Genomic DNA, 26,931 nt, shown 5'->3' with positions numbered 1-26,931 from the left:
TCACGGCTCGAGCGAGGGGGAGCGGTTGGCGAATCTGGGAGATCTGGAGCGCGGTGTCATGGACGTCCTGTGGGACGCCGACGACGCGCTGACGGCGTACGACATCAAGGACGCCATCGAGGCCCAGCGCGGCCGAGACATGGCGGCGACGACCGTGCTCACCGTGCTCTCCCGGCTCGAGAAGAAGGGCCTCGTCGCGGCCGACAAGTCCGTGCGCCCGCACCGCTATCACGCCATCGCGTCTCGCGCCGAGCACCAGGCCGAGCTCATGCACGAGGTTCTCGGCGACGCGGGCGACCGCACCGCCGTGCTCGCCCGATTCGTCGGCGGCGTCTCCGAGGAGGAGGCCGCATACCTGCGCCAGATCCTCGATCGCGCGGGTGTCGGATCCGACTGAACCGCTGGGGAACCGCCGCGTAGGCTCGACCCATGTCCTATCCGGCGCTGATCGCCGCCATCGCGCTGGCCGGCGTCGCCGTCGTCCTGGCGTGGCCGGCGCCGATCATGCTCTCGCGCGCCGCATGGCCCGCGCGCGCCCCGGCTCGGGCGCTGCTGCTCTGGCAGGCGATCGCCCTCGCGGGAGGGCTGTCGATGGTCGGCGCGCTCTGGCTGCTCGGCGATGCATTCTTCCCCGCGCACCCGTGGATCGCCGGGATCCCCGCCGCGCTCCTCGCCCTGTACCTCCTCGGCCACCTCGCGGTGACGATCGTGCAGTTCGAGCGGCAGCGCCGGCGGCACCTGCAGCTTCTGCTGCTGCTGAGCGAGCCGGATCCGACGAGGAAGCGCACCGTGGTCCTCGACGACCAGGCGCCCGTCGCCTACTGCCTGCCGCGCGGGATCGGATCCGTCACCGTCCTCTCGAAGGGCCTCTTCGACGCGCTCGACGAGGACGAGCTCGCGGCCGTCATCGCGCACGAGCGCGCGCACGTCGAGCAGCGTCACGAGGTGCTGCGCGTCTCCTTCCGGGCATGGCGCGCCGCGCTCCCGTGGTTCCCCATGGCGGAGCGCGCCGAGAGCGAGGTCGAGGCCCTCGTCGAGCTGCTCGCCGACGATCAGGCGCGCCGCACCCAGCCCGACGAGGTCCTCGCCCGCGCGATCCTGCAGGTCGGCCGGGTGCACGGCGAGGGCGGATCGAGCCGTCGCAACCGCGCGGTGGATCGGTTCCGACGCCTCGCGGGGTGACGCGTCCACAAGCCTTCGCCAAGTCCGCAGCCACCAGCTGCTGACTTGGCGAAGACTTGTGGATATGGAGGGTCGCCCTTCGCGTCTGTAGTCTGTTAACGGACAACGGGAGGACCCATGGTGGCAGTGCAGCGGACCGTGCCGCTCGGAACACAGGTCGCGGCGATCCTGCGCACGCGCATCGTGCGCGGCGAGCTCGCGCCTGGCGCCCGCCTGACCGAGGAGGCCCTCGCCGACGAGTTCGGCGTGAGCCGCGGCCCCGTGCGCGACGCCGTGACGCAGCTGAGCTACGAGCGTCTCGTCGAGGTGCAGAAGCCGCGCGGGATCTACGTGACGGGCCTCACAGACGATGACGTCGAGCAGCTCTACAGCCTGCGCGGGGCCCTCGAGCAGCTGGCGATGAAGCGGGCGATGATGGTGACCGACGATGCGCGCTGGGCTCCGGCCCTCGCCGATGTCGAGCGGATGGCGCGGGCGGCGGATGACGGGGATCACGCCGCCTTCCTTGCGGCCGATATGCGGTTCCACGACCTGCTGTACGAGCTCGCCGACCACCCCCGGCTGCGCGCAGCCTGGCAGCAGTACGCGCTGACGTGGGAGGCCCTGCTGCAGGTCACCGTCAACCACGATCGGGACCTGCACGAGGCGGCTGACGCGCACCGGCGGCTGTACGAGGTGATCCGTGCGGGTGATCCCGTGATCGCGGCGGCCGAGCTGCAGGGGCATCTCGCGGGCGCCGAGAAGCGGATGCGGCTCGAGCTCGACTCGCGCTCCGCGCCGTAGCTCCTCCATCGCACACGGATTGCGCGAGCGCACACGCAATAACGTGTGCGCTCGCGCAGAGCCTGTGCGTTCGCGGTTCAAGGCCTCCCGTTGACTGTTAACAGTAAACGTGATGGAATGACTTTCACCCGACAACAGCGCCGGGTTCCCCGCGAAGAGGAGCGAAGATGCCCCGCACCAGAATCACCCGTCTCACGGTCGCCGTCTCCGCCGCGGCCATCGCCGTCGGCGGCCTCGCCGCGTGCACACCCGTCGACAGCGAGGAGGGCGGCGACGCCGCCTTCCCGCAGGACGACATCCGACTCATCATCCAGGCCGACGCCGGCGGCGGATCCGATCTGTCGTCGCGCGCCCTCGCAACCGAGCTCGAGAACACGCTCGGGGTGAGCGTCATCGCCGAGAACATGCCCGGCGCGGCCGGCGCGCTCGCGATGGAGTACGTCGCCGACCAGCCCGCCGACGGCTACACGATCGGCTTCGGCCCCGTCGAGATCGCCATGCTGAACACGACCCAGGGCGCCGATGTGCTGCCCGAGAACTACGACATGCTCGGGCAGATCATGCTCGCGCCGGGCGTCATCGCCGTCTCGGCCTCGAGCGACATCGAGACGCTCGAAGACCTCGTCGAGCAGTCGAAGAGCGGCGAGGTCACCGTCGCGACGGCGGGCGCCGGATCCATCTGGGAGGCCGCCGCCCTCGGATTCGCCGAGCAGTCCGGCGCCGCGCTCACCCCCGTCGCCTACGACGGCGGCGCGCCCGCCGTGAGCGCGGCCGCATCCGGCGAGACGGTCGCGAGCGTGTCGGGCCTCGGCGAGGCGCTCGCGCAGTCCGACGCGGTGCGGATCCTCGGGATCATGCACGACGAGCGGCACCCCGACGCCGCGGATGTGCCGACCGTCTCCGAGGCCCTCGGCGTCGACGTCGAGTTCGGCGGCTGGGGCGGCATCTACGCCCCCGCGGGCCTGCCCGACGACGTGCACGCGACGCTCGAGGACGCCATCGCCCAGGCCGTCGCCAGCGACAGCTACCAGCAGTTCCAGGACGACGCCGGCAACCTCGTCGTCTACCGCGACGCGGAAGAGCACACCGCATTCGTCGACGAGCAGTTCGCGCTGTTCGAGGAGCTCCTCGGCTGATGAGCCCCGCGCAGCACGATGCGGGCGCGTCTCTCACGACGGATCCGCCGGCGACGGGCGAGGCCGTTCCGCCTCGCCCGTCGAAGGGGCTCGAGGTCGCCTTCGCGGCGGCGCTCGTCGCCTTCTTCGCCGGATACCTCGCTCTCGCGACCCAGATCGACCTGCGCTCCGAGGCGTCCTCGGGCGCGATCGACGCCCGCACCTGGCCGGTGGTGCTGGGCACGGCCGGCGTCGCGGCCGGCGTCGTGCACCTGGTCATCTCCCTCACGCGCCCGGCGCCGACGCGCGCGGACCTCGAGAGCGTCTCGCGCGGCGGCCCCGTGCGCGTGATCGCGACCGTCGCGATCACGGCCGGGTTCATCGCGCTGTGGTCGCTGGGATCGATCATCGCCTTCGGGTACCGCATCGAGGTGTTCCCCGTGGCGACGGCGATCTACATGGTCGCCCTCCTGCTCCTGTTCGGCCAGCGCCGCATCGTCGGCCTCGTCGTCTACCCGATCGCCCTCACCGGGTTCGTCTACGCGGTGTTCGGCCTGGCCCTGAGGATCCCCCTGTGACCCCCGTACTCGATGGCCTCGGCGCGCTGCTCGACGTGTCGGTCGCCCTGTACATGCTCGCGGGCCTCGTCCTCGGCTTCCTCGTCGGCGCCTTCCCCGGCATCACGGCGACCATGGTCGTCGCGCTCGCGGCCGGATTCACCATGACGCTCGAGCCCGTCCAGGGCCTCGCGATCCTGCTCACCATCTACGTCGCGGCGAACTTCGGCGACCGCGTCCCGGCGATCCTCGTGAACACCCCGGGGACGCCCGCGTCGATCGCGACGACGCTCGACGGATATCCGATGGCGAAGCAGGGGCGTGCCGGGCTCGCCCTGACGCTGTCGGCGATCGTGTCGGCCGTCGGGATCCTCGCGTCGATCGTCGTGTTCTCGGCGCTCGCCGTACCCGTCGCGACGTTCGCCCGCAACTACTTCCGCTCGCCCGAGCTGTTCGCGCTCGTCCTGTTCGGCATCGCGATCATGATCGGCATCTCGTCGAAGTCGATGCTCAAGGGGATCCTCGCGGGCCTCATCGGGCTCGCGCTCGGCGCGGTCGGCACCTACGCCCCGACGGCCGACCAGCGGTTCACGTTCGGGCTGCTCGAGCTCGTCGAGGGCCTCAACTTCATCGCCGTCATCATCGGTCTGTTCGGCATCGCGGAGCTGCTCGACCAGCTCCTCACCCACCGACCCGCCGCGACGCGGCCGATCTCGGCCCTCGGCCGCTGGTGGCCGACGCGTCGCGAGCTGCGGCAGACGGGCCGCGCGGTCGGCGTCGCAGGCGGGATCGGGCTCGGCGTCGGCCTCATCCCCGCCGCGGGAGGCGACATCGCCGGCCTCGTCGGCTGGGAGCGGGCGCGCGCCGTATCGAAGAACCCCGGCGCGTTCGGGAAGGGATCGATCGAGGGCGTCGCCGCCTCCGACACGGCGTCGAGCGCGACGCTCGGCGGATCCCTCACCACGACGCTCGCCCTCGGGATCCCCGGCGACTCCGTCATGGCCGTCATGATCGGATCCCTCATCATCTGGGGCATCACGCCCGGACCGGACCTGTTCGTCTCGCGCCCCGAGCTCGTCGCGTCGATCGCGGGGATCATGGTCGTCGCGACCCTCCTCGCCCTCGCCATGAGCCTCGTGCGCATGAAGGGCATGGTGAAGCTGCTCGACATCCCGCAGCCCTATCTGTGGAGCGGGATCCTCGTGTTCTGCCTCATCGGCACGTACGCGACGACGAACAGCGTCTCGACCGTGATCCAGATGCTCGTCTTCGGTGTCATCGGGCTCGCGTTCAAGCGGCTCGAGATCCCCGCCGGCCCTGTCGTCCTCGGCCTGCTGCTCGGGCCGCTGGCGGAGGAGAACCTCGCGCGCACACTCGCGATCCTCCCGACGAAGCCGTTCTTCGAGACGGTCAGCCCCATCGCGCTCGTCCTCACGGCGCTCGCCGTGGCGTCCGTCGTCGTCCCCGCGATCCGCAATGCGCGCCGGCCGCGCGACCGGCGCGCCTCGTTCGCCGAGTCGGTTCTCGACGACGACACCCTGGCCGATGTCGAGCGCGCGCACGCCGATCTGCGCGCGCAGCCCGACATGCTCACCGCCACCATCCGCACGGAAGACCACCCGCGACCGCGCGGGAAGAAGGAGAAGCCCCAGTGACCCGTCGCGACATCCTCACCGCGATCCCCACCTCGTTCCACGCCGACGGATCCCTGGATCCCGACGGAAACCGCGCCATTCTCGCGCACGTCGCCGCGTCGGGCAACGAGGGCGGGTTCGTGCTCGGCACGACGGGGGAGTTCCCCGCGATCGACGACGACGAGTTCCGCGCGGTCGTCTCGCAGGCGATGGAGATCATCGCGCCGCGGATGCGCGCCGTGATCCACGTCGGGGCGCCGAGCGCGTTCGAGGCCCGGCGCCGCGTGCGGATCGCGAAGGAGCTCGGCGCGCGCGAGTTCGCCGCTGTCACTCCGTACTACCTGCCGGCGAGCGACGACGCGATGCACGCGTACTTCTCCGGCATCGCGGAGGAGGTCGGCGACGGCGAGCTGTTCGTCTACATCTTCCCGGCGCGCACGGGCAACCCGGTCAGCACGGGGCTGCTCGCGCGCCTCGCCGCGATCCCCGGGGTCGTCGGCCTCAAGGCGAGCGAGCTGTCACTCGACGAGATCGCCGGCTATCGGGCGGTCGTCTCGGACGATTTCCTCATCTACACCGGCGCGGATCGGGATCTCGTCGCGGCGGGCGAGGTCGGGGCGCAGGGCGTCGTCTCAGGTGTCTCGTCGGTTCTGCCGGGGCCGTTCCGCGCCCTCGCGCGGGCCGCGGACTCCGGCGACGCCGAAGCCACCGCACGGGCGCAGGCCGACGTCGACGACGTGGTCCGCGTCATCGGCGGCGACATGCCGCGGATGAAGGCGGCGCTGCGCCTGCTCGGCGTGCCCGCGCAGTTCAGCCGGATGGCGCTCGACGAGCCCGATGAGCGGGCGCTCGGCGAGATCGCGCGGGTCGTCGCGGCGTACCGCTGACAACTCGGCCGCCGGGCGATGGTGCGCGCGTCACGCGGTCGCGTTCTCGGATCCGCCGGCGGCGGTCGCCTCGAACGCCGCGGCCGCCTCGTCGCTCGCCTCGCAGACGAGGGCCTCGCGCAGCACCGCGGGATTGGCCGTGAGGTGCCGGACGCCCGCATCCCGCAGATCGACGAGATCCTGCGGCGAGCGGATGCTCGCGGCGAGCACGTCGGTGTCCGAGCCCGCGCACTGGCTCTGCATCGCTGCGATGGTCGCGAGGCCGTCGTGGCCGGCATCGCGGAGGCGCCCCAGATAGGGCGCGATGTAGCGGACTCCCGCCGCGGCGGCCGCGAGCGCCTGCGGTACGGCGTAGACGGCGGTGAGGAGAACCGAGTTCCCCTCATGCGCGAGGCGTGCGGCGACCGGGAACCCCGTCGCCGTCGCGGGGACCTTCACGACGGCGCGGGGGCCGAGCGCGAGGATCTCGCGGGCGCGCTTCTCGAGCATCGCCTCGTCGGCGCCCCAGGCCTGGAAGAAGATCTCGTCGGCGCCCTGCGTGCTCCAGGTGTCGTAGAGATCGGAGATGTGGGCACCCGTGCGGTCTGCACGTTCGAGGATCGTGGGATTCGTCGTGACGCCGTGGATGAGCTTGCCCGCGAGGAGGGGGGCGATCTCGTCGACGACGGCGGAATCGGCGTACAGGCGCGGCGCTGCGGTCATGTGCGTCCTCTCGGGTGACGCCGACGGCCCTCGTCGGCGAAGTCTGATGTCCGATATTGTAATGACAAGTTTGGCGCCTCGGTGACGAGGCGCACGCGACAGGAGGCGACACCATGGCGCACCACGCCATCCCGGACCGGACCGACGTGATCGTCGTCGGCAGCATGACGGCCGATGTCACGACGTTCTCGGAGCGCGTGCCGGAGCGCGGCGAGACGATCCTCGGTGACGAGTTCACCCTGGTGCTCGGCGGCAAGGGGGCGAACCAGGCCATCGCCGCGGGCCGGGCAGGCGCGCCGTCGCACATGGTCGGCTGCGTGGGAGACGACCTCTTCCGCGACACCGTCCGTGCGGGGCTCGACGCGGCCGGCGTCGGCACCGACTTCGTCCGCGAGGTGGCGGGCGCGGGAACGGGGATCGCCCACATCCGCGTGGACGCGGCGGGCGAGAACGACATCGTCATGGTGCCGCGGGCGAACGCAGAGCTCGGGGAGGCCGACATCGACCGCGCGTTCGACGCCCTCGGCTCCCGGTGCGCCGTCATGCTCACACAGCTCGAGACGCCGCACAGGCTCACGCGTCATGCCGTCCGGCGCGCCGCAGAAGCTGGCGTGACGGTCGTGCTCGACCCCGCGCCCGCGCACCCGCTCGACGACGACATCTGGCGCCACGTCGACTTCGTCACGCCGAACGAGACCGAGGCGAAGTTGCTGACGGGCATCGAGGTGACCGACCGCGACGGTGCCGTCGCGGCGGGGCGGTGGTTCACGGACCGCGGCGCGGGGTGCGCGCTCGTGACGCTCGCGGGAGACGGGGCGGTGGCCGTCACGGCCGCCGACGCGGTGTTCTTCGAGCCGATCCGCGTGGAGGTCGTCGACACGACCGCGGCGGGCGATGCCTTCGCCGGGTGCCTTGCGGCAGGGCTCGCGGAGGGGCGGGACCGCGATGAGGCGATTCGGCGGGCGATCGCGGCCGGCGCGCTCGCCGTGACGAAGGCGGGAGCCTCACCGAGCATCCCGGCGCGAGATGAGATCGACGCCCTCCTCGGTCGGGGGGAGGCCCGGTGACGCCGCGGGCCCTCGACCGGCAGTCGCCCCATCCGATGTACCACCAGCTCAAGCATCGACTGCTCGAGCTGATCGAGGAGGACGGGCTGGTGCCAGGCGACCTTCTGCCGGGGGAGCATCGCATGTGCGAGATGTACGACGTCTCGCGGACGGTCGTCCGTCAGGCCCTCGCGCAGCTCGAGCACGAGGGGGTCGTCTCCCGTGTTCGGGGGAAGGGGACGTTCGTCGCGCCGCAGAAGGTTGCGGAGGCGCTCGTGCACACGCTGCACGGGCTCCACGAGGACATGACGGCGCGGGGAGCGGACGTCACGAGCAGGGTCTTCCGGCAGCGCATCGAGTCGGCATCCGATGAGGTCGCCGACGCGCTCGGCATCGCGCCGGGGGAGCCGGTCGTCGTGATCGAGCGACTCCGTTTCGTGGACGGTGAGCCGTGGTCGCTGTCCACGACCTGGATGCCCGAGTGGGCGGGCGAATCGGCCCTGGCCGTCGATCTTCGCCGGCGCTCCCTGTACGGGGTCCTCGCGGAAAGCGGGATCCACGCGGTGCGGGGTGTGCGCTCAGCTGAGGCGACCGTGGCGGACCCCGAGAAGGCGAAGCTGCTCGATGTCGCCGTCGGCGGTCCGCTTCTCGTGCTGCGCAGCGTCGGCTTCGACGAGGACGAGCGGGCGATCGAGTTCTTCGTCGCCTACCATCGCGGCGACCGCAGCCGCTTCGAGTTCCAGCTGCGCGCGGCCGATGAGTCGGTGGCGAAGCTGCGCCACACGGGGGTCGGAGGGAACTGATCGTTCGGATTGTCTCAACTTGTAATTACAACTAAGCTTGCGTGTGCCGAGCCGGTCCGACGAGGGAGCGGCCTGTCGCACGAGGAGCAACGACGTGACCGAGTTTCAGACACCCCCGATCGACCCGTTCGCGATCCGCTTCGACGCGGAATCCGCGACCCTCTCCCCGGAGGGGCCGACGCTCGTGCGACGGATGAGCGACCTCGAGGGCCTCTTCGCCGACGCCGATGCGTGGCGCGCGGCTGTCGCGGACGGCGATCCCGTCGTCTACAGCGTGCAGAGCTCGCCCGTCCCCGAGGCTGATCGTGAGCTCCCGCAGTCGATCACGACGATCCAGCCCGGCACGACCGCCGGGGAGCTCTGGATGACGAAGGGTCACCAGCATCCCGATCACCAGGGTGAGATCTACCTCGGGATCTCCGGAACGGGCGGCCTGCTCATGCACGACGGCGAGCGGACCGAGTGGCTCGACATCGAGCCCGGGACGATCGGCTACATCCCGCCGGGATGGGCGCATCGTTCGATCAACACGGGGGACGAGGCCTATCGATTCCTCGCGGTGTATCCGGGTGGGGCGGGGCACGACTACGGCTGGGTGCTCGAGCACGGCATGGGTCGGCGTGCCTATGCCGGAGCCGCGGGCGTCGAGCTGCGACCCTTCGGGGGCTGAGCCGTGCTCATCGCACACGATCTCGGCACGACGGGGGACAAGGCGTCGCTGCACGACGAGACGGGGCGGTTGATCGCCTCGACGACCGCGTCCTATCCGGCCCGATTCGCCGCCGGTGGCGCAGCCGAGCAGGATCCCGCCGACTGGCAGCGTGCGGTCGTCGACGCGACGCGGCGGCTCCTCGCGCAGACCGGCGTCGACCCCGCGAGCGTGACGGGCCTCGTCGTCAGCGGGCAGATGATGGGCGCCGTTCTGCTCGACGCCGACTACCGCCCCGTGCGCCCCGCGATCATCTGGGCCGACACGCGCGCGGTCGCGCAGACCGAACAGCTCGTCGCGCGCGTCGGCGAAGAGAGCGCATACCGGGTGACGGGGCACCGCCTCAATCCCACCTACACGCTCGAGAAGCTGATGTGGGTGCGCGACAACGAGCCGGACGTCTGGGCGCGCGTGCGCCACGCCTGCGTCGCGAAGGACGTCGTCGTGCACTGGCTCACCGGACGGCTCGCCACCGAACGCAGCGACGCCAGCGCGACGAACGCGTACGACCAGCAGGCGGGGCGCTGGTCCGACGAGATCCTGCAGGCGGCCGGGGTGGATCCGCGGATCCTCCCGGAGATCGTCGAGTCGACCGACGTCATCGGGACGCTGACCGAGGAGGCGGCGTCCGCCACAGGCCTCCGGCGGGGGACGCGCGTCGTCATGGGCGGAGGTGACGGGCCGATGGCCGCCGTCGGGGCCGGCGTCGTCGCCCCGGAGGACGGCGCGTATGTGTGCCTCGGGACCTCGTCTTGGGTTTCGGTCGCCACCGGGGCGCCCGTGCTCGACCCGCAGATGCGCACCTTCACGTTCAATCACATCGTCCCGGGGATGTTCGCGCCGACCGCGACGATGCAGGCGGCGGGGGCTTCCGTGCAGTGGCTGAGCGAGATCCTCTCCGGAGGCGAGGACGGCGCGTCGCTGGACCGACTCGTGCGGGAGGCGGATGGGGCCGATGCGGCGCAGGGCGGACTCTTCTTCCTCCCCTTCCTGCTCGGGGAGCGGTCACCTCGCTGGGATCCGCACGCGCGCGGCGCGTTCCTCGGAATCGAACGCCACCACACGCGCGCCCACATGATGCGCGCGGTTCTCGAAGGCGTCTCGTACAACCTCCTGCAGTGCATCGACGCATTCCGCGAGTGCGGCGTCGCGATCGACCGGATCGACGCCGTCGGCGGCGGGGCGCAGAGCGACGCCTGGCTGCAGATCATGGCGGACATGTGGGGCGTCACGGTGCGCCGCCGCACGATCGTCGAAGAGGCCAACAGCTTGGGCGCTGCCATCACCGGGGCCGTCGGACTGGGGCTGGTCGACGGATTCGGCGCCGCGCGGGAGCTGTCGGAGGTCACCGCCGAGTTCGCGCCCGATCCCTCGCGCACGGCGGTCTACCGCGAGCGGCTCCCCCTGTTCGACGAGGCCTACGCGAGCCTCGCGCCCTGGTTCCGTCGTTCGGCGGAGGCGCGCGCATGAGCGGCGTCATCCTCGCCACGAGCCGATCGTTCTCGGACGGCGACATCGACCTCCTCGGCCGACTCGATTCCGAGGGGTACGAGGTCGTGCGCGGGCCGAGCGGGCACGAACTCGACGATCTCGCGGACGTCCTGCCGCGTGTCGACGCATGGATCGCCGGGACCGGGCCCGTCACAGCAGCCCACATGGAACTCGCACCGCGACTGCGCGTGATCGCGCGGTACGGCGTGGGCATCGAAGCCGTCGACCTCGACGCCGCACGTGCGCGCGGCATCGCCGTGACGAACACGCCGGGCGCGAACAGCGACGCCGTCGCCGATCACGCCGTCGGCCTCATGCTCGCGGCGCTGCGCTCGGTCGCCGAAGGCGATCGCCGCGTGCGGCAGGGCGATTGGCGCGTCGTTCGGGGCCGTCAGCTCGCGAGCCTCACGGTCGGCATCGTCGGATTCGGGCGCATCGGACAGGGCGTCGCGCAGCGACTGGGGGGCTTCGCCCCGCGGATCCTCGCCGCCGACCCCTTCCTCGACGAGGACGTCGCGGCCCGGCTGGGCGCCGCGTCCGCGACGGTCGAAGACGTGTGGGGCGCATGCGATCTCATCACCTTCCACGCCCCGGGCGGGGAGACCCTCGTGACCCAGGCCGCTCTCGCCGCCGCGCGGCCCGGCTGCGTCCTGATCAACACGGCGCGCGCCGATCTCGTCGACGAGGCGGCGCTCGCCGCGGCGCTGCGTGAAGGCCGTATCGGCGCGTACGCGGCAGACTCCCTGGCGGGAGACACGCGCGGCGGATCCTCGCCGCTTCTCGCGGACGATCTCGCGGAGCGGGTGACGATCACCCCGCATTTCGGCGCCCAGACGGTCGAGGCCGTCGACAACATGGGGGCCGGCGCCGTCGAGAACGCGCTCGCCGTGCTGGCCGGGCGGACGCCTCCGAACCCCGTCGTCCCCGTCCCCGACGCGAGCGGGGAGGTCTCATGACGGATCCGCAGACACTCGACCGCGTGAGGGAGGCGGGCGTGTTCGCGGTGCTCCGCGCGCCGTCGCCCGGATGCGCGATCGACGCGATCGCGGCGCTCGTCCGCGGTGGCATCACCGGAATCGAGGTCACCTACTCGACACCCGACGCGCCTCGCGTGATCCGCGAGGCGGCTGCGCGACACGGAGCCGACATCGTCCTCGGCGCCGGAACCGTCACGACGGAGGATGAGGCCGAGCGGGCGGCGGAGGCCGGGGCCGAGTTCCTCGTCTCACCGGGAACTCGGCCGGCGGTCGCGCGGGCGATGCGCGGCACCGGCTGCGTCACGATGACGGGCGCTCTCACGCCGAGCGAGGTGATGGAGGCGACCGAGCTGGGCGTCGACATCGTGAAGATCTTCCCCGCCTCTCTGGGCGGCCCGTCGTTCGTGAAGGCGCTGCGCGGGCCCTTCCCCGATGTGTCGATCATGCCGACCGGCGGGGTCACGGCGGACAACCTGGCCGACTGGTTCGCGGCGGGCGCCGTGGCCGTCGGCGCGGGCGGCGATCTGTGCTCGCCCGCCGCGCTCGCGACGGGGCGCTTCGATGAGGTGGAGAGCGCCGCACGTGCGTATCGTGCCGCGCTCGACGCCGTGAGAGGAGAATCGGCATGAGCCGAATGACATTCATCGGCGTCTCGACGGGGGCGTCGTCCATCATGGGGATCTTCCCGCGCTGGGCCGAGGCGCTCGGCCTCGACGATGCGACGCTCGACGGTGAGGATCTTCCCCTCGATGCGAGCGCGCAGCAGTATCGGACGACCGTCGCTGCGTTGCGCGACGACCCGGACCGCGTGGGAGCTCTTGTCACGACGCACAAGATGGCTCTCTATGACGCCTGCCACGACCTCTTCGACGAGCTCGACGACTTCGCCCGCGCCTGCGGGGAGATCTCGAGCATCGCGAAGCGCGACGGGCGGCTGCTGGGCCACGCGAAGGATCCGATCACGGCGCGCCTCGCGCTCGAGGAGTTCTTCCCCTCGGATGGCTTCGGCGGGGATCGCGACGCCGTCGTCCTCGGCGCCGGGGGAGCGGGCACCGCCCTCACCTGGTGCCTCGCCGAGCGCGAGGATCGGCCGCGACGTGTCGTCGTGACCGACACGAGCCCCGAGCGGCTCTCCCACCTCTCGGCCGTGCACGAGCGCCGTGGCACCCCGCGAGGACTCCTCGATCTGCGCCTCGCCGACGACGCGGTGACGCACGAGGTGCTCGCGGAGGCGCCCGGCGGATCCCTCGTCGTGAACGCGACCGGTCTCGGCAAGGACCGCCCGGGATCCCCGCTTCCCGATGACGTGCTCTTCCCCGAGGGCGCGCGGGTGTGGGAGTTCAACTACCGCGGGACGCTCGAGTTCCTCGCCCAGGCACGCGCGCAGCAGGATGCGCGCGGGCTCGATGTCGTGGACGGGTGGCGCTACTTCATTCACGGCTGGACGCAGGTGATCGCCGAGGTCTACGGCATCCCGATGCCGGCCCAAGCCGTCGAGCGACTCGCGCGGCTGGCGGAACGATGACGTCGGTGCGCACGGTCCTCGGTGACATCCCGGCGGATGCGCTCGGGCCGACGAATGCGCACGAGCACCTCTTTCAGGTGAGCCCCCTGCTCCCCGGCGACGAGATCGACGATCCGGCGCGGAGCGCCGAGGAGGCCGCTTCGCTGCGCGACAGCGGTTTCGCCGCCATGATCGACGCGACGCCGATCGGACTCGGCCGGAGGTCGGCTGAACTCGCGGTGATCTCCGAGCGGACCGGCCTGACCGTTGTCGCCGCGACGGGGATCCACCGCGAGGCGCACTACGCGGAGGGCCACCCCCTGCGCGCGGCCTCGAGCGACGAGCGCGCGGCGCTGTTCCTCCGCGATCTGCAGGATGGGTGCCCGTCGTCGGATGCCGCCGCGGCCGAGCCGGCGCGATCGCCCGGCGGGGATCCGGTGCGCGCGGGGATCGTGAAGACGGGGATCGGGTACTGGTCGATCAGCGCGTTCGAGCTCTCGACGCTCGAGGCCGCGGCGCGCGCCCACGCCGAGACGGGCGCGCCGATCATGGTGCACCTCGAGTTCTGCACGGCGGCGCACGAGGTGCTCGATCTGCTGGGCGGCCTCGGCGTCGCCGCCGAGCGGATCCTGCTCGCACACGCCGACCGGGATCCGGATCCGGCGCTGCACATCGAACTCATGGCGCGCGGCGCGTGGCTCGGCTACGACGGCATGGCCCGCCCTCGCACGCGCAGCGACGACGAGCTCGTCACCCTGACGGAGCGCGTCGTGGCCGCGGGCGGCGATCGGATCCTGCTCGGCGGCGACGTCGCGCGCGCGACCCGCTACGTCGCCTATGGCGGCATGCCGGGCCTCGCGTACCTCGGGCGGCGCTACCTGCCGCGGCTCGCCGCCCGCATCGGCGACGAGCTCGTCGCGCGCTTCACGACGGACAATCCGCGCGCGCTGCTGGCGTTCTGAGCGCACACAGGAAAGCGGCCCCGCGAATCTCGCGGGGCCGCTTTGTTCATCCGATCATTCGTAGAGCATCGCCTGGATCTCGTCGGACTCCACGTTCTCGGCGTCGTACCAGTACGAGCCAGTGTCGATGTAGTCGTCGATCGACTCGCCGTTGATCACATCGACCGCGGCCTGGACGACCTTCGCGCCGATCGCGCGGGGGTCCTGCGTGATCGCGCCGGCCATCGTGCCGGCCTTGATCGCGTTGATCTGGGCCGCACCCGAGTCGAAGCCGATGATCGTGAGGTCATCACCCGTGAGACCGAGCTCGTTCGCGGCGTTGACGACGCCGATCGCCGAGCCCTCGTTGGTGCCGTAGAGGCCCTTGAGGTCGGGATGGGCGTTGATCATGGCCTTCGCGATGTCGGCCGACTTGAGGTGGTCGCCGTCGCCGTACTGAATGTCGACGACCTCGATGTCGGGGTACTCGTCCTCCAGCTGGTTCACGAAGCCGTCGCGGCGCTCGACGCCCGTCGAGTTGATCTGGCTGTGGCCGATGACGCCGACCTTGCCCTCGCCTCCGATGAGCTCGGCCATGTGGTCGGCCGCCAGAGCACCGGCCGCCACGCCGTCTGTCGCGGCGAGCGTCAGCGCGTAGTCGCTGTTGCACGGCGCATCGAACTGCACCACGGGGATCCCGGCCGACTCGGCGTCCTCGTACAGGGGGATGCACGCCTCGGGGTCGAGGGCGGCGTACGCGATCGCGTCGGGCTCGCGGTCGATCGCTGTCTGCAGCATGTTGAGCTGGTCGTCGACCTGCGTCTCGGACGCGGGGCCCTCGAACGTGATCTCGACGCCGAGCTCGTCTGCCTTCTCCTGGGCGCCGTCGTTGACGGCCTGCCAGAACTGGTGCTGGAAGCCCTTCGACACCATCGCGACATAGGTCGCGTCGCTGTCGGGAACCTCGTTGTCACCGCCGCCGGCGGATCCGCCATCGCCCGAGCAGGCGCTCAGGGCGAGCGCGGCTGTGGCGGCCAGCGAGAAGGCAGCTGTGCGCTTCGTGAACTTCTTCATAGGGAGAACTCCGTTGTCTCGTGCCGGTTCCCAGCCGGCGTTCGGGTGCAGGGAAGGAAGGGATCAGGTCTCAGCTGCGTTTGTTGCGCAGCGAGTCGACGAAGACGGCGACGAGGATGACGATGCCCGTCGCGACGGTCTGCCATTCGGTCTGGATCGACATGATGCGCAGGCCGTTGAGGAGGACGGACATGATGAGCGCGCCGATGAGGGTGCCGACGATCGACCCGCGTCCGCCCAGCAGCGACGTGCCGCCGATGATGACCGCCGCGATCGCCTGCAGCTCGTATCCCATGCCGAGCTGCGGCTGCGCCGAGTCGAGACGCGAGGCGAGCACGACGCCGGCGATGCCCGTGAAGGCGCCGGCGAACACGTAGATCGCGATCTTCCATCGGCGCGTGTTGATGCCCGAGAGGCGGGTCGCCTCCTCGTTGGATCCGATCGCGTAGGTGAAGCGGCCCATGAGGGTCTTCGACAGGATGATGATCGCGATGCCCGCGACGACGAGCATGATCAGCACGGCGTTGGGCAGCCCCGGGATCATCTCGCCCAGGGCGATCTGCTTGAACGACGGCGTGCCGCTGAAGTAGATCGGGGCGACGCCCGAGATGACGAGAGCGAGGCCCTGCGCGATCATCATCATCGCGAGAGTGGCGATGAAGGGCGGCAGTCCGAGGATGGCGACGCCCGTGCCGTTGATGAGGCCGATGAGTGCGCCGGTTGCGACGCCGCCGAGGACGCCGAGCCAGATCGGCAATCCCATGTTCGTGACGAAGACGCCGGTCATCACGGCGCACAGGGTCATCCCGGTGCCGATCGAGAGGTCGATGCCGCCCGTGATGATCACAAAGGTCGTGCCGAGTGCGAGGATCCCGACGACGGCGGTCGAGAGCAGGACGCCGGAGATGTTCGTCCAGGTGAAGAAGTTCGGGCTCGCGATCGCGAAGAACAGCACGAGCGCGATCAGCGTGCCGAACGCGAGCGACTGCTGGACGGACCGTTTGAGGAAGCCGACGAAGCCACCCGACGCGGGCTTGTCCTCCGCGATCGCCGTGTTGATCACCGTCGTGGTGCGGGGCTCGGTGTTCATCAGGCGGCCTGCCCTTCGCTCGCACTGTCCATCGTGCAGTACTCCATGATCTTCTCCTGGCTGGCTTCCTCGTTGTCGAGGACGCCGGTGACGCGTCCGTTCGCCATCGCGACGATGCGATGCGAGAGCCGGAGCACTTCGGGGAGCTCCGACGAGATGACGATGATCGCCTTGCCCTCGGCGGCAAGGGAGTGGAGGAGAGTGTAGATCTCCTCCTTCGCGCCGACGTCGATGCCGCGCGTGGGCTCATCGAAGATCAGCACATCGCAGTCGCGGGCGAGCCACTTCGCGATGACGACCTTCTGCTGATTGCCGCCGGAGAGCAGCTTCACGGTCTGACCGATCGACGGCGTCTTCACGCGGAGGTCTTTGACGTAGCGCTTGGTGACATCGCGGCCCCGGCCATCGCGCATCCATCCGATGCCGTTCGCGTAGCTGCGCATCGACGCGAGCATCGTGTTGAAGGCGACGTCCTGCTCGAGCATGAGACCGAACTGCTTTCGGTCTTCGGACAGGTAGCCGATGCCGTTCTTCACCGCGTCGGCGGGCTGCGAGATGCGGACGGCGCGCCCATGCACCTCGATGTGCCCCGACGTGCGGTGGTCTGCCCCGATCAGCGCGCGTGCCGTCTCGGTGCGGCCGGCGCCCATAAGGCCTGCGAAGCCGAGGATCTCGCCGCGGTGGACCTCGAATGAGACATCCTTCAGGAGAGAGCGCGTGCTGAGGCCGGTGACGCGGAGCGCGACTTCTTCGCGGGCGACATCGGTCGACTTCGGGCGCGCGCCCTCGCCGACGTGGCGGCCGACCATCATCTCGATGATCCGCGGGATCGAGATCTCGCTGCGGTCGAGGTCGCCGACGTGCTCGCCGTCGCGGAGGACGGTGACGCGGTCGGCGAGCCGCTGCAGCTCCTCCATTCGGTGCGAGATGTAGACGATCCCCGTCCCTCGCGCCTTGAGATCGGCGATGAGGCGGAACAGCGTCTCGACCTCGGAGTCGGTCAGAGCCGACGTGGGCTCGTCCATGATGAGCACGCGGGCGTCGTACGAGAGAGCCTTTGCGATCTCGACCATCTGCTGCTGGCCGACGGTGAGGTCGCCGACGAGCTGTGAGGGAGCGAGCGCGATTCCGAGCTCGCGGAGGAGATCGGATGTCTTCGCATTGAGTGCCCGCTCCGAGAGGAAGGGGCCGACGCGCGGCTCTCGTCCGATGAAGATGTTCTGCGCGACCGTGAGATCCGAGGCGAGGTTCATCTCCTGATGGATGATGCTGATCCCCAGATCCTGCGCTTCCGCGGGGTTCGCGATCTCGACGGGGCGCCCGTCGACGCGGATCGTCCCCTCATCTCGGGCGTAGATCCCGGACAGGATCTTCATGAGTGTCGACTTGCCGGCACCGTTCTCGCCGACGAGCACGAGGACCTCGCCGGCGCGGAGATGGAACCGGACGTCGTGCAGTGCGCGCACGCCGGGGAAGCTCTTGCTGATCCCCTCGACGTCGAGGAGTGGTGCTGTCACGGTGTACCTGCTTCTTCGGGGTGTCGTGAGTGTTTCGGGCGGCGTCGCTCGAAACATCTGATGTAAGCGCATCTCAGAGTAGCGCCCACGTCAAGTTGTCACCTAATGTATCTTCATGGTCCGACAATCGGAAGTCCGACCATGTCGCGATCTGATCTCGATTCGATCGCGAGCCTGAAATCGATTACATCGACTCCATGGTCGACGATGAGCAGAGGAACGTCAATGAAGATCGGCGCACATGCCCAGGTATTCACGGGAAGACTTGACGCGAAGGGGATCGAGGCGGCGATCGACGCGACTCGTCGTGCCGGCTTCGACATCGTCGAGTTCCCGCTTATGGATCCGAAGAACTTCGACGCGGCCCTTGCGGCGCGTCTGCTCGCGGCGCGCGGAATCGAGGCGACAGCGTCGCTCGGTCTCACAGCCGCCACCGATCTGACGAGCCCGGATCCGGCGGCCTGGCGCGCCGGTGAGGAGATGCTCGGTGAGTGCATCGACATCGTGCACGCGATGGGGGGATCGCACCTCACGGGCGTGATCTACAGCGCGATGCAGAAGTACATGGCGCCGTCCACGCCGGAAGGAGTGGGGAACGCGGCCGTTGCGCTGCACCGTCTCGGCGATCGCGCGGCGGCGAAGGGAGTGCGGCTCGGCCTCGAGATCGTCAATCGATACGAATCGAACGTCGTGAACACGGCACGCGCGGGGCTCGAACTCCTGCGGGCGATCGATCACGAGGCCGTCTCGCTGCACCTCGACACGTATCACATGAACATCGAGGAGACGGATCTCTGGCAGCCCGTCCTCGACGCGGGGGACGACCTCGGATACGTGCACATCGGCGAGAGTCACCGCGGCTATCTCGGCAGCGGCACGGTCGACTTCGACGCCTTCTTCGGTGCACTCGCCCGCACGGCGTACGACGGGCCCGTGGTCTTCGAGTCGTTCTCGTCGGCGATCGTCAGTGCCGAGCTCAGCAACACCCTGGGGGTCTGGCGCGATCTGTGGGACGACTCGGACGACCTCGCGGCGCACGCGAACGCTTTCATCCGGGGTCGGATCCGCTCCGTCGAGACGACGAGCCTGCACTGAGCGGCTCCGGGTCGGCGGATCGCGCTGGCATAGGCTGAGATGGTGGCCACGATCATCGACGTCGCGCGGCTCGCCGGGGTCTCGACGGCGACGGTTTCGCGTGTGTTCAACGGGCAGACCGTCTCGGACGAGAAGTCGGACGCCGTCAGGCGGGCCGCGGAAGAGCTCCGCTTCGTGCCGAACCGCACGGCGCGCTCCCTGCGCCGTCGGCACAGCGAGATGATCGCGCTCGTCTTCCCAGATGTGTCGAACCCGTACTTCACCGAGGTCGCACGAGGTGTCGAGGATGTCGCGCGAAAGGCCGGATTCTCGGTCGTCCTGTGCAATACCGACGGGGATCACGATCAGGAGGCCGAGTATCTGCGCGTCGCCACGGCGACGCAGATGGCCGGTGTGATCCTCGCGGCGGCCGATGACGACTCGCCCGCCGCCGTTCCGGCGGGCGGACCGGCCCTCGTGGCGATCGACAGATCGGTGCGCGGCGTCGCGGTCGATGAGATCGTCATGGACAATCGCGAGGCTGGTGCTCTCGCGGCGCGCGCGATTGCGGATCGCGGAGACCTCGTGTGCCTCGTCGGTCCGGCGAATGTCGCGACCGCGCGCGATCGCGCTCGGGGCGCGATCGGCGTCGGCGTGACCGAGGTCGTGCACAGCACGTTCGACGTCGACGGCGGCAGGCGAGAAACGCTCGCGATGCTCGACAGGAAGGCCCGGCCCGGCGGGATCGTCGCGGGCAACAACCTCCTCGGTGTCGGGGTCCTGCAGGCCCTCTCCTCACGCGGGCTGACGACCGAGGACGTCGCCGTGTCGGTCGTCGGCGACCTCCCGTTCACGACGCTCGACCCCCGCGCCGTGCCGGTCGTTCGGCTGCCGTCGAAGCGTATGGGCGAGCTCGCCGCGGAGCGGCTGCTGCAGCGCGTGGCGGGCGATGCGTCGGAGCCCGAGCGGATCGTGCTGCACGGCGAACTGCTCGAGCCTCCCGGCCGGATCTGAGGGAATCGCCGGTCGCTGGTTGCTTGCTCATGCCGTCGATGTAATCCTTTACATTGCCGGCGTGATCACGACGCTGGACCAGAGAGATCCCCGACGACGAGGACGAGCGATGACCGCGTATTCCCTTCCCCAGCCCGCCGAACGACCCGCGCTCGAGCCGAAGACCGTGTATCTGATCGCGAACGGCGATCTGCGGGAGTCGGCGAACGTCGCCGGATGGCCGACGCAGCAGGAGCTCGAGGCCGGTGTCACGACGGTCGTGGAGGAACTCGGCTGGCGCGTCGTGCGCGGGCACGTTGTCGACGAGGCGCGCGGCCACGGGTTCATCTCGAGCCAGCGCATGGGGCTCGATGTCTTCACGGGGATCCCCCTCGACGCACCGCTCATCGTCGCGGAAGCCGTGTGGCAGTACTCGCACCATGTGCTCGCCGGCCTGCGCACCCATCGTGGCCCGATCCTCACGGTCGCGAACTTTCAGCCCGATTGGCCCGGACTCGTCGGGCTGCTCGGTCTGAACGCGAGCCTGACGAAGATGGGGCGCGAGTACGCGAGCATCTGGTCGGTCGACTATGCCGACACCTGGTTCCGCGACGGCATCCGCGAATGGATCGACACCGGATCCATCACGCACGACGCCTCGCACGTGCGCCCGCTGCCCGCTCTGCCGGAGAGCCCGGAGCGCGAGCTCGGGTATGCGATCGGCGATCAGCTTCGCGCCGACAAGGCCCTCATCGGAGTCTTCGACGAAGGCTGCATGGGCATGTACAACGCGATCTTCGACGACGAGATCCTCAATGCGACGGGCATCTACAAGGAGCGACTCTCGCAGTCGGCTCTGTACGCCGAGATGCTCGCCGTCACGGATGCCGAGGCCGACGCGATCGGCGAGTGGCTGCGCGAGAAGGGCATGACCTTCCGCCTCGGCGACGACGAAGCGACCGAACTGACCGAGGCGCAGCTGCGCGCGCAGTTCAAGATGTACATCGCGGCGCTGCGCATCGCCGACGACTTCGGGCTCGACGCGATCGGCATCCAGTACCAGCAGGGCCTCAAGGATCTCGCCCCGGCGTCCGATCTGCCGGAGGGCATGCTCAACTCGACCGAGCGGCCGGCCGTGATGTCGCGTGACAGTTCGCGGGAGCTGTTCGCGGGCCGCGCCATGCCCCACTTCAACGAGGCGGACGAGGGTGTCGCGGTCGACGCGCTCGTCACCGACCGCGTCTGGCGGGCCATGGGGCTCACTCCCGACAACACGCTCCACGACGTGCGCTGGGGGGAGGAGCACGGCGGGGAGTTCGTGTGGGTCTATGAGATCTCGGGTTCCGTGCCCGCCTCGCACCTCGGCGGGTGGGACAAGGCAGAGGGCTGGCGTCAGGATCCCGTCTTCTTCCCAGCGGGCGGCTCGACGGTCAACGGGGTCTCGAAGCCCGGCGAACTCGTCATCTCGCGCGTGTACATCGCCGATGGCGTGCTGCAGGCCGACATCTTCCGCGGATCCGCCGTCGAGCTGCCCGAGGAGGGGACCCGGCGCCGCAAGGAGGCCACGAATCCCGAGTGGCCGATCGCGCACGTCGTCCTGCACGGCATCACGCGCGATCAGTTCATGGCCCGCCACAAGGCGAACCACGCGCAGCTCGTGTACGCACCGGACGCCGACACGGCCGATCGTGCCCTCGTCGCGAAGGCCGCGGCGTTCGAGCGCATGGGGATCCGCGTTCACCTGGCGGGAGACGTGCGGATCTGACGCTCCCTCAGACATCCGATCTCTCGCTAGACTCAGGGAATGGCAGTCACAGACGAGGCGATCGCCGGCATCAAGGACATGATCGTGTCGGGGCGGCTCTCCCCCGGCGACCGCCTTCCTCCGGAGAAGGAACTCAGCGAGGAGCTCGGCCTCTCGCGCAGCTCGCTGCGCGAAGCGGTCAAGGCGCTCGCCGTGATCCGGGTGCTCGATGTGCGACGCGGTGACGGCACGTATGTGACGAGCCTCGAGTCGGATCTTCTGCTCGAGGCGATGAGCTTCGTCGTCGATCTGCATCAGGACGACTCCGTGCTGGAGATCTTCGCGGTCCGGCGGATCCTCGAACCGGCGGCGGCCGAGCTCGCGGCGAGGACCGCGGGTGAAGAGGATCTCGGCGACCTCGACGGTCTCGTCGACGCCGTGGCGGAAGAAGCGGATGTCGAGGCGCTCGTCGCGCACGACATCGAGTTCCACGGGCGCATCGCGCGAGCGACGGGCAATGCGTACCTCGCGGGTCTGCTCGAATCCCTCTCGGGGCCGACGGTGCGAGCCCGCGTGTGGCGCGGCATCACGGAGGGTGGATCCGTCGCCCGCACGATCGACGAGCATCGCGCGATCGTCGACGCGCTGCGTCGCGGCGATGGGCAGCTCGCGAACGCGCTCATGGTCGCCCATGTCGCGGGTGTCGAGCAGTGGCTGCGGGGAGCGACGTGAGCGTTCTCGATGCCCACGTGCACGTGTGGGATCCGCAGCGCGTGCCGCATCCGTGGCTCGCGAACGTTCCGGGGCTCGACCGCGCCTTCCTGCCGGCGGACATCGACACCGCGGGCGGGCGCATCGACGGGTGGGTCTTCGTCGAGACCGACGCGGATCCCTCCTGGGCCGCCTTCGAAGTCGACTGGGTCGCGGGGCTCGAGTGGCCGGGCCTCGCAGGCATCGTCGCGCACGCCGAGATGGGTGGCGGGAACCTCGGCGCACAGCTCGATGCCCTCGCGGATCGTCCGCTCGTCGTCGGGGTCCGCCCCTCAGTGCAGGACGGCCCCGACGAGCGGATCGCATCCGCCGCCTTCGCGCGCGATCTGCGCCTCCTCGGTGAGCGGGGTCTGAGCTTCGACGCGTGCGTCCGGTGGGGCCAGCTCGACGTCCTCGCCGAGGCCGCGGAGCAGGCGCCCGGCACCCGGATCGTGCTCGACCATCTCGGAAAGCCCCCTGTGGCAGACGGCCTCGACAGTGAGGCGGGCACGCGCTGGCGCCGATCGATCGAGCGATTGGCGCGCCTGCCGCACGTCTTCGTCAAGTGCTCCGGGATCCCCGGAGAGGCGGGCTCCGGACCGGTGTTCGACGGCGTCGCAGGCGTGTTCGACCGGGTCGCGCTCGACGCATTCGGCGCTGAGCGCGCGATGTTCGGCAGCGACTGGCCGGTCTCGGGCGTCCCCGGCACGGGGGTCCCGGTCGACCGTGCGCTCGACGCGCTGCGCGAGGCGGCCTCCGACGCGGAGTGGGCGCACCTCGCGGGCGAGACCGCGCGCGAGTTCTACGGGCTGCCGGGCGCCTGAGACGGCCCGCGAGATTCGAGGAGCGGCTCGATCAAACATCGGACCTATCGAGGGGTTTCGATGGTAATCTCGAAGCGAACCCGTGGTTCACGGGACCATACTTCGGATGTTCGGAGAGGCAATCATGCGATTTGCGCGAAGCGGCGCACCGGGTGACGAGACGCCCATCGTCGACGTCGACGGCACCACCTACGACCTGAGTCCCCTCACGGCGGACATCGACGGCGACTTCCTCGAAGACGGTCCCCGGCGCGTCCGCGAGGCGCTCGCCGCAGGATCCCTCGAGCCGATCGACGTGGCGGGATCCCGCCTCGGCGCGCCCATCACGCGCCCCTCGGCGATCTACTGCGTCGGCATGAACTACGCCGAGCACGCGGCGGAGTCGGGATCCGCCCCGCCCGAGAACCTCGTGCTGTTCATGAAGGCGCCCAACACCGTCGTCGGGCCGAACGACGAGGTGACCATCCCGCGCTCGAGCGAGAAGACCGACTGGGAGGTCGAGCTCGCGATCGTCATCGGCCGTCGAGCGAGCTACCTCGACGGGCCCGAGCAGTCGCTCGATCACATCGCCGGATTCACCGTCGCGAACGACCTCTCGGAGCGGGCGTGGCAGCTCGAGACCTCCGGAGGGCAGTGGGGCAAGGGGAAGTCGGCCCCCGGGTTCTCGCCGCTCGGGCCGTGGCTCGTCACGCCCGACGAGGTCGATCACGCGAATCTGCGACTGCGGAGCTTCGTCAACGGCGAGCCGCGCCAGGACTCGTCGACATCCGACCTCATCTTCGACGTGCCCTACATCGTGTGGCACCTCTCGCAGCACCTCGCCCTCGAACCAGGCGATGTCATCATGACCGGCACGCCACAGGGCGTCGCCCTCTCGGGTCGATTCCCCTATCTGAAGCGGGGCGATGTCGTCGAACTCGACATCGAGGGGCTCGGATCCCAGAGGCAGGTGTTCGCGTGAGCGCCGGAGTGTTCGACGGTCTCACGGGGATCGTCACGGGCGGGGCGAGCGGTATCGGTGCGGCGGTCGTCGCGCGCCTCCGCGCGGACGGCGCCCGCGTCGCGATCTTCGACCGCGACGTCTCGGACGACCTCGAAGGCGCGTACCGGGTCGATGTGACCGACGACGCGACCATCCGCGCCGGCGTGGACGCTGTCGTCCGCGATCTCGGCGGCATCGACATCGTCGTGAACAACGCCGGGATCGGCGCGCAGGGAACGATCGAGGAGAACGACGACGACGAATGGCATCGGGTCTTCGACGTCAACGTCGTCGGCGCCGTGCGCGTCGCTCGCGCCGCACTGCCGCATCTGCGGAAGTCGCGGGCCGCCGCGATCGTCAACACCTGCTCGATCGCGGCGACGGCCGGCCTCCCGGCGCGCGCGCTCTACGGGGCGACGAAGGGCGCGATCCAGTCGCTCACGCTGCAGATGGCGGCGGATCACCTGCGGGAGGGGATCCGGGTGAACTGCGTGAATCCGGGCACCGCCGACACCCCGTGGATCGGGCGTCTGCTCGACTCGGCGCCGGACCCCGCCGCCGAGCGCGCCGCGCTGAACGCGCGTCAGCCGCACGGGCGGCTCGTGCGGCCCGAGGAGGTCGCCGACGCCGTCGCGTACCTCGCGAGTCCGCGCGCCGGATCCACGACGGGCGTCGCGCTCGCCGTCGACGGCGGAATGCAGGGCCTGCGCCTGCGCCCCGAGTGACACCCCATCACCAGCCCCGCGAGCGAGCATCGCTCTGACGCGCTTTCGCCGGACGATGCCCGCTCACGGAATGAAAGGACGACGATGAGTCAGCAAGCCGGAGAGCGGGACGAGGTCTACCGCGAGTTCGCGCGTGAGGTGCCCGAGTGGTTCCGCGACGCGAAGCTCGGGATCTTCGTCCACTGGGGCCCGTACGTGGTGCCCGCGTGGGCGGAGCCGATCGGAGCGCTCGGAACCGTCGACGACAACGAGTACTGGTTCACGCACAACCCGTACGCCGAGTGGTACGCGAACACGATCCGCATCGACGGCAGCCCGGCCCAGCAGCATCAGCGCGAGGCGTGGGGCGGGGCCGACTACGACGAGTTCCTCGACGCATGGCGGGCCGAGTCGTTCGACGCCGACGCATTCCTGGGGCTCGTCGCGGCGACGGGTGCGCGCTACATCATCCCCACCTCGAAGCACCACGACGGCGTGACGCTGTGGGACGCTCCGGGAACGGAGGGCCGGAACACCGTGCGCCGCGGGCCGCGCCGCGACCTCGTCGGCGAGTTCCGCGATGCGGCCGAGCGGCACGGGGTGCGATTCGGCGTGTACTACTCGGGCGGCCTCGACTGGCACTTCTCGGGCGGCCCGCCCATCATCGATGGGATCGACGCGTCCCGTCCCGTCGACAGGGCCTATGCCGACTACGCGTTCGACCACGTCGCCGACCTCATCGAGAAGTACCGGCCCGAGATCCTCTGGGGCGACATCGAGTGGCCCGACGCGGGCAAGCCCGAGGGTGCGAAGAGCATGGCCGAACTGTTCCGCCGGTTCTACGCCGTGAGGCCCGAGGGTGTCGCGAACGATCGCTGGGGCGAGACGCACTGGGACTTCCGCACGAGCGAATACGAGGCGGGCCGCGAGCACGAGGCCGGGGTGTGGGAGAACTGCCGCGGCATCGGGTTCTCCTTCGGCCACAATCAGCTCGAGGACGAGTCCACCTCGCTCGATGCGGCGGGAGCCGTACGTCACTTCGTCGACGTCGTCGCGCGCGGCGGCAATCTGCTGCTGAACATCGGGCCGACAGCGGCCGGAGAGGTCACGCCCGTGCAGCGGCGCACGCTCGAGGGGCTCGGGGCCTTCAACGACGCGCACGGCGACGCGATCTTCGGATCCCGCCCGCTGGATCCGGCCATCGCTCGTCCGGGAGACGCGCCGTGGGTGCGCTGGACCCGCACGGGTGACACGGCGCACGCGTTCATCGAAGCGGATCCGGGATCCCTCGTGACGCTCGACATCGATCCGTCGGCGCTCGACCCGTCGGCGGACGTCGACGTGCGCGACGGTGCCGTCGTCGTCACGGTCGGCGAGCAGAGCGTCGCGGGCCTGGTTCGCGTGGATCTGCCGCTCGCGCGCTAGTGGGACGCGTGCCCCACGACGCCCTTGCGGAGCAGCGCGTTCCCGTACGTGCGGGTCTCGCCGGTGCGCACGATCAGGTGCGCCTGGCGCGACGCGTCGTAGTAGTCGAAGCGGTCGACGAAGCGCGTCGTCTTCTCGGTCGTTCCGGCCGCCGCCATCAGCTCGCGCTGCACCTCGAGCACGTCGCCGTCGGCCGACGCCATGAGGTCGAGTGAGGGAGCGTCGTCGAGGGGGACCACGGTGCGGATCGCCGCGAGCACATCGGGCGTCGTCGTTCCCGGCAGATCGAGCACGTGGCGGCCGAGGGAGGCCGCCGGGTAGTGCGCGTCGGCGACGACCACGGCATCCGAGTGGCCCATCTCGTCGAGGCGCATCAGCAGCTGCCCCGTGAGCAGCGGGTGGATTCCTTCGAGCATCGTCGCC

Annotated in this window: 28 protein-coding genes; 23 read left to right on the top strand and 5 right to left on the bottom strand. The window is 70.2% G+C overall.

The window, feature by feature from the left end; genetic code table 11:
- The first annotated feature begins 25 nt into the window (after positions 1-25).
- The 7 genes from GB932_RS14350 to GB932_RS14320 all read left to right on the top strand — a co-directional run bounded on the left by GB932_RS14350 (position 26) and on the right by GB932_RS14320 (position 6,158).
- The gene (locus GB932_RS14350) at positions 26-397 is read left to right on the top strand and encodes a BlaI/MecI/CopY family transcriptional regulator (protein WP_156761372.1); all 372 of its coding nucleotides are present in this window, start codon (positions 26-28) and stop codon (positions 395-397) included.
- Positions 398-429: 32 nt separating this feature from the next.
- Complete coding sequence (locus GB932_RS14345) at positions 430-1,182, top strand: M56 family metallopeptidase (RefSeq protein WP_156761371.1); 753 nt, start codon at positions 430-432, stop codon at positions 1,180-1,182.
- A 117-nt stretch (positions 1,183-1,299) separates the two neighbouring features.
- The gene (locus tag GB932_RS14340; RefSeq protein WP_156761370.1) at positions 1,300-1,965 is read left to right on the top strand and encodes a GntR family transcriptional regulator; all 666 of its coding nucleotides are present in this window, start codon (positions 1,300-1,302) and stop codon (positions 1,963-1,965) included.
- A gap of 167 nt (positions 1,966-2,132) precedes the next feature.
- Complete coding sequence (locus GB932_RS14335) at positions 2,133-3,101, top strand: tripartite tricarboxylate transporter substrate binding protein (protein WP_156761369.1); 969 nt, start codon at positions 2,133-2,135, stop codon at positions 3,099-3,101.
- Positions 3,101-3,658: a tripartite tricarboxylate transporter TctB family protein gene (locus GB932_RS14330; protein WP_156761368.1), complete on the top strand. Its 558-nt coding sequence runs from the start codon at positions 3,101-3,103 to the stop codon at positions 3,656-3,658. Before GB932_RS14335 ends, GB932_RS14330 begins: the two co-directional genes overlap by 1 nt.
- A complete protein-coding gene (locus tag GB932_RS14325; protein ID WP_156761367.1) occupies positions 3,655-5,292 on the top strand; it encodes a tripartite tricarboxylate transporter permease in 1,638 nt (545 codons plus the stop codon). The genes GB932_RS14330 and GB932_RS14325 overlap by 4 nt, the downstream gene beginning before the upstream one ends.
- Positions 5,289-6,158 carry a dihydrodipicolinate synthase family protein gene (locus tag GB932_RS14320; protein ID WP_156761366.1) on the top strand — a complete coding sequence of 290 codons (870 nt, stop codon included), beginning with the start codon at positions 5,289-5,291 and terminating at the stop codon, positions 6,156-6,158. Before GB932_RS14325 ends, GB932_RS14320 begins: the two co-directional genes overlap by 4 nt.
- A 30-nt stretch (positions 6,159-6,188) precedes the next feature.
- Here the strand turns inward: GB932_RS14320 and GB932_RS14315 are convergent, their stop codons facing one another.
- A complete protein-coding gene (locus tag GB932_RS14315) occupies positions 6,189-6,860 on the bottom strand; it encodes a transaldolase family protein (RefSeq protein WP_156761365.1) in 672 nt (223 codons plus the stop codon).
- A 113-nt stretch (positions 6,861-6,973) separates the two neighbouring features.
- On the opposite strand from GB932_RS14315, the gene rbsK reads away from it, so the two are divergent.
- The 8 genes from rbsK to GB932_RS14275 all read left to right on the top strand — a co-directional run bounded on the left by rbsK (position 6,974) and on the right by GB932_RS14275 (position 14,352).
- Positions 6,974-7,927 carry a ribokinase gene (gene rbsK, locus GB932_RS14310; RefSeq protein ID WP_156761364.1) on the top strand — a complete coding sequence of 318 codons (954 nt, stop codon included), beginning with the start codon at positions 6,974-6,976 and terminating at the stop codon, positions 7,925-7,927.
- Positions 7,924-8,709: a GntR family transcriptional regulator gene (locus GB932_RS14305; RefSeq protein ID WP_231916215.1), complete on the top strand. Its 786-nt coding sequence runs from the start codon at positions 7,924-7,926 to the stop codon at positions 8,707-8,709. The genes rbsK and GB932_RS14305 overlap by 4 nt, the downstream gene beginning before the upstream one ends.
- Before the next feature lie 94 nt (positions 8,710-8,803).
- Complete coding sequence (locus GB932_RS14300; RefSeq protein ID WP_156761363.1) at positions 8,804-9,379, top strand: glucose-6-phosphate isomerase family protein; 576 nt, start codon at positions 8,804-8,806, stop codon at positions 9,377-9,379.
- 3 nt (positions 9,380-9,382) lie between these two features.
- A complete protein-coding gene (gene xylB / locus GB932_RS14295) occupies positions 9,383-10,888 on the top strand; it encodes a xylulokinase (protein WP_156761362.1) in 1,506 nt (501 codons plus the stop codon).
- Positions 10,885-11,865, top strand: a complete 981-nt coding sequence (locus tag GB932_RS14290) for an NAD(P)-dependent oxidoreductase (protein ID WP_156761361.1) — start codon at positions 10,885-10,887, stop codon at positions 11,863-11,865. The genes xylB and GB932_RS14290 overlap by 4 nt, the downstream gene beginning before the upstream one ends.
- Positions 11,862-12,515, top strand: a complete 654-nt coding sequence (locus GB932_RS14285; protein WP_156761360.1) for a bifunctional 4-hydroxy-2-oxoglutarate aldolase/2-dehydro-3-deoxy-phosphogluconate aldolase — start codon at positions 11,862-11,864, stop codon at positions 12,513-12,515. The genes GB932_RS14290 and GB932_RS14285 overlap by 4 nt, the downstream gene beginning before the upstream one ends.
- Positions 12,512-13,411, top strand: coding sequence for a shikimate dehydrogenase family protein (locus GB932_RS14280; RefSeq protein WP_156761359.1), 900 nt, complete (start codon positions 12,512-12,514; stop codon positions 13,409-13,411). Before GB932_RS14285 ends, GB932_RS14280 begins: the two co-directional genes overlap by 4 nt.
- The gene (locus tag GB932_RS14275; RefSeq protein ID WP_156761358.1) at positions 13,408-14,352 is read left to right on the top strand and encodes a phosphotriesterase family protein; all 945 of its coding nucleotides are present in this window, start codon (positions 13,408-13,410) and stop codon (positions 14,350-14,352) included. The genes GB932_RS14280 and GB932_RS14275 overlap by 4 nt, the downstream gene beginning before the upstream one ends.
- Before the next feature lie 54 nt (positions 14,353-14,406).
- On the opposite strand, the gene GB932_RS14270 is transcribed toward GB932_RS14275, so the two are convergent.
- From GB932_RS14270 to GB932_RS14260, 3 genes are all read right to left on the bottom strand, one after another.
- Positions 14,407-15,405, bottom strand: a complete 999-nt coding sequence (locus GB932_RS14270; RefSeq protein ID WP_110590239.1) for an ABC transporter substrate-binding protein — start codon at positions 15,403-15,405, stop codon at positions 14,407-14,409.
- Between the two features lie 70 nt (positions 15,406-15,475).
- Positions 15,476-16,495, bottom strand: a complete 1,020-nt coding sequence (locus tag GB932_RS14265; RefSeq protein ID WP_110590238.1) for an ABC transporter permease — start codon at positions 16,493-16,495, stop codon at positions 15,476-15,478.
- Positions 16,495-18,012, bottom strand: coding sequence for a sugar ABC transporter ATP-binding protein (locus tag GB932_RS14260; protein WP_156761357.1), 1,518 nt, complete (start codon positions 18,010-18,012; stop codon positions 16,495-16,497). The genes GB932_RS14265 and GB932_RS14260 overlap by 1 nt, the downstream gene beginning before the upstream one ends.
- A gap of 225 nt (positions 18,013-18,237) precedes the next feature.
- Between GB932_RS14260 and GB932_RS14255 the strand changes: the two genes are divergently transcribed.
- The 8 genes from GB932_RS14255 (at position 18,238) to GB932_RS14220 (ending at position 26,508) form a co-directional block, all read left to right on the top strand.
- Positions 18,238-19,107, top strand: coding sequence for a sugar phosphate isomerase/epimerase family protein (locus GB932_RS14255; RefSeq protein WP_156761356.1), 870 nt, complete (start codon positions 18,238-18,240; stop codon positions 19,105-19,107).
- Between the two features lie 42 nt (positions 19,108-19,149).
- Entirely contained in the window at positions 19,150-20,100 is a 951-nt protein-coding gene (locus GB932_RS14250) for a LacI family DNA-binding transcriptional regulator (protein WP_197517500.1), read from the top strand.
- A gap of 109 nt (positions 20,101-20,209) precedes the next feature.
- A complete protein-coding gene (locus tag GB932_RS14245; protein ID WP_156761354.1) occupies positions 20,210-21,844 on the top strand; it encodes a fucose isomerase in 1,635 nt (544 codons plus the stop codon).
- 39 nt (positions 21,845-21,883) lie between these two features.
- Positions 21,884-22,555 (top strand): FadR/GntR family transcriptional regulator, encoded by a 672-nt coding sequence (locus GB932_RS14240; RefSeq protein WP_110590233.1) that lies wholly within the window; start codon positions 21,884-21,886, stop codon positions 22,553-22,555.
- Positions 22,552-23,397, top strand: coding sequence for an amidohydrolase family protein (locus GB932_RS14235; protein ID WP_197517499.1), 846 nt, complete (start codon positions 22,552-22,554; stop codon positions 23,395-23,397). Before GB932_RS14240 ends, GB932_RS14235 begins: the two co-directional genes overlap by 4 nt.
- Positions 23,398-23,521: 124 nt before the next feature.
- Positions 23,522-24,358, top strand: coding sequence for a fumarylacetoacetate hydrolase family protein (locus tag GB932_RS14230; protein WP_156761352.1), 837 nt, complete (start codon positions 23,522-23,524; stop codon positions 24,356-24,358).
- Positions 24,355-25,104, top strand: coding sequence for an SDR family NAD(P)-dependent oxidoreductase (locus GB932_RS14225; protein WP_197517498.1), 750 nt, complete (start codon positions 24,355-24,357; stop codon positions 25,102-25,104). Before GB932_RS14230 ends, GB932_RS14225 begins: the two co-directional genes overlap by 4 nt.
- 84 nt (positions 25,105-25,188) lie before the next feature.
- Complete coding sequence (locus GB932_RS14220) at positions 25,189-26,508, top strand: alpha-L-fucosidase (protein ID WP_156761351.1); 1,320 nt, start codon at positions 25,189-25,191, stop codon at positions 26,506-26,508.
- Here the strand turns inward: GB932_RS14220 and GB932_RS14215 are convergent.
- Positions 26,505-26,924, bottom strand: a complete 420-nt coding sequence (locus tag GB932_RS14215) for an RbsD/FucU family protein (protein ID WP_156761350.1) — start codon at positions 26,922-26,924, stop codon at positions 26,505-26,507. The two genes, GB932_RS14220 and GB932_RS14215, sit on opposite strands and share 4 nt — an antisense overlap.
- Positions 26,925-26,931 lie beyond the last annotated feature (7 nt).

It is taken from the genome of Microbacterium karelineae, from assembly GCF_009745985.1.
Classification (GTDB): Bacteria; Actinomycetota; Actinomycetes; order Actinomycetales; family Microbacteriaceae; genus Microbacterium; species Microbacterium karelineae.
The sequence above is the reverse complement of the archived record's forward strand: the minus strand, read 5'-3'. Positions and strand labels throughout refer to the sequence as shown.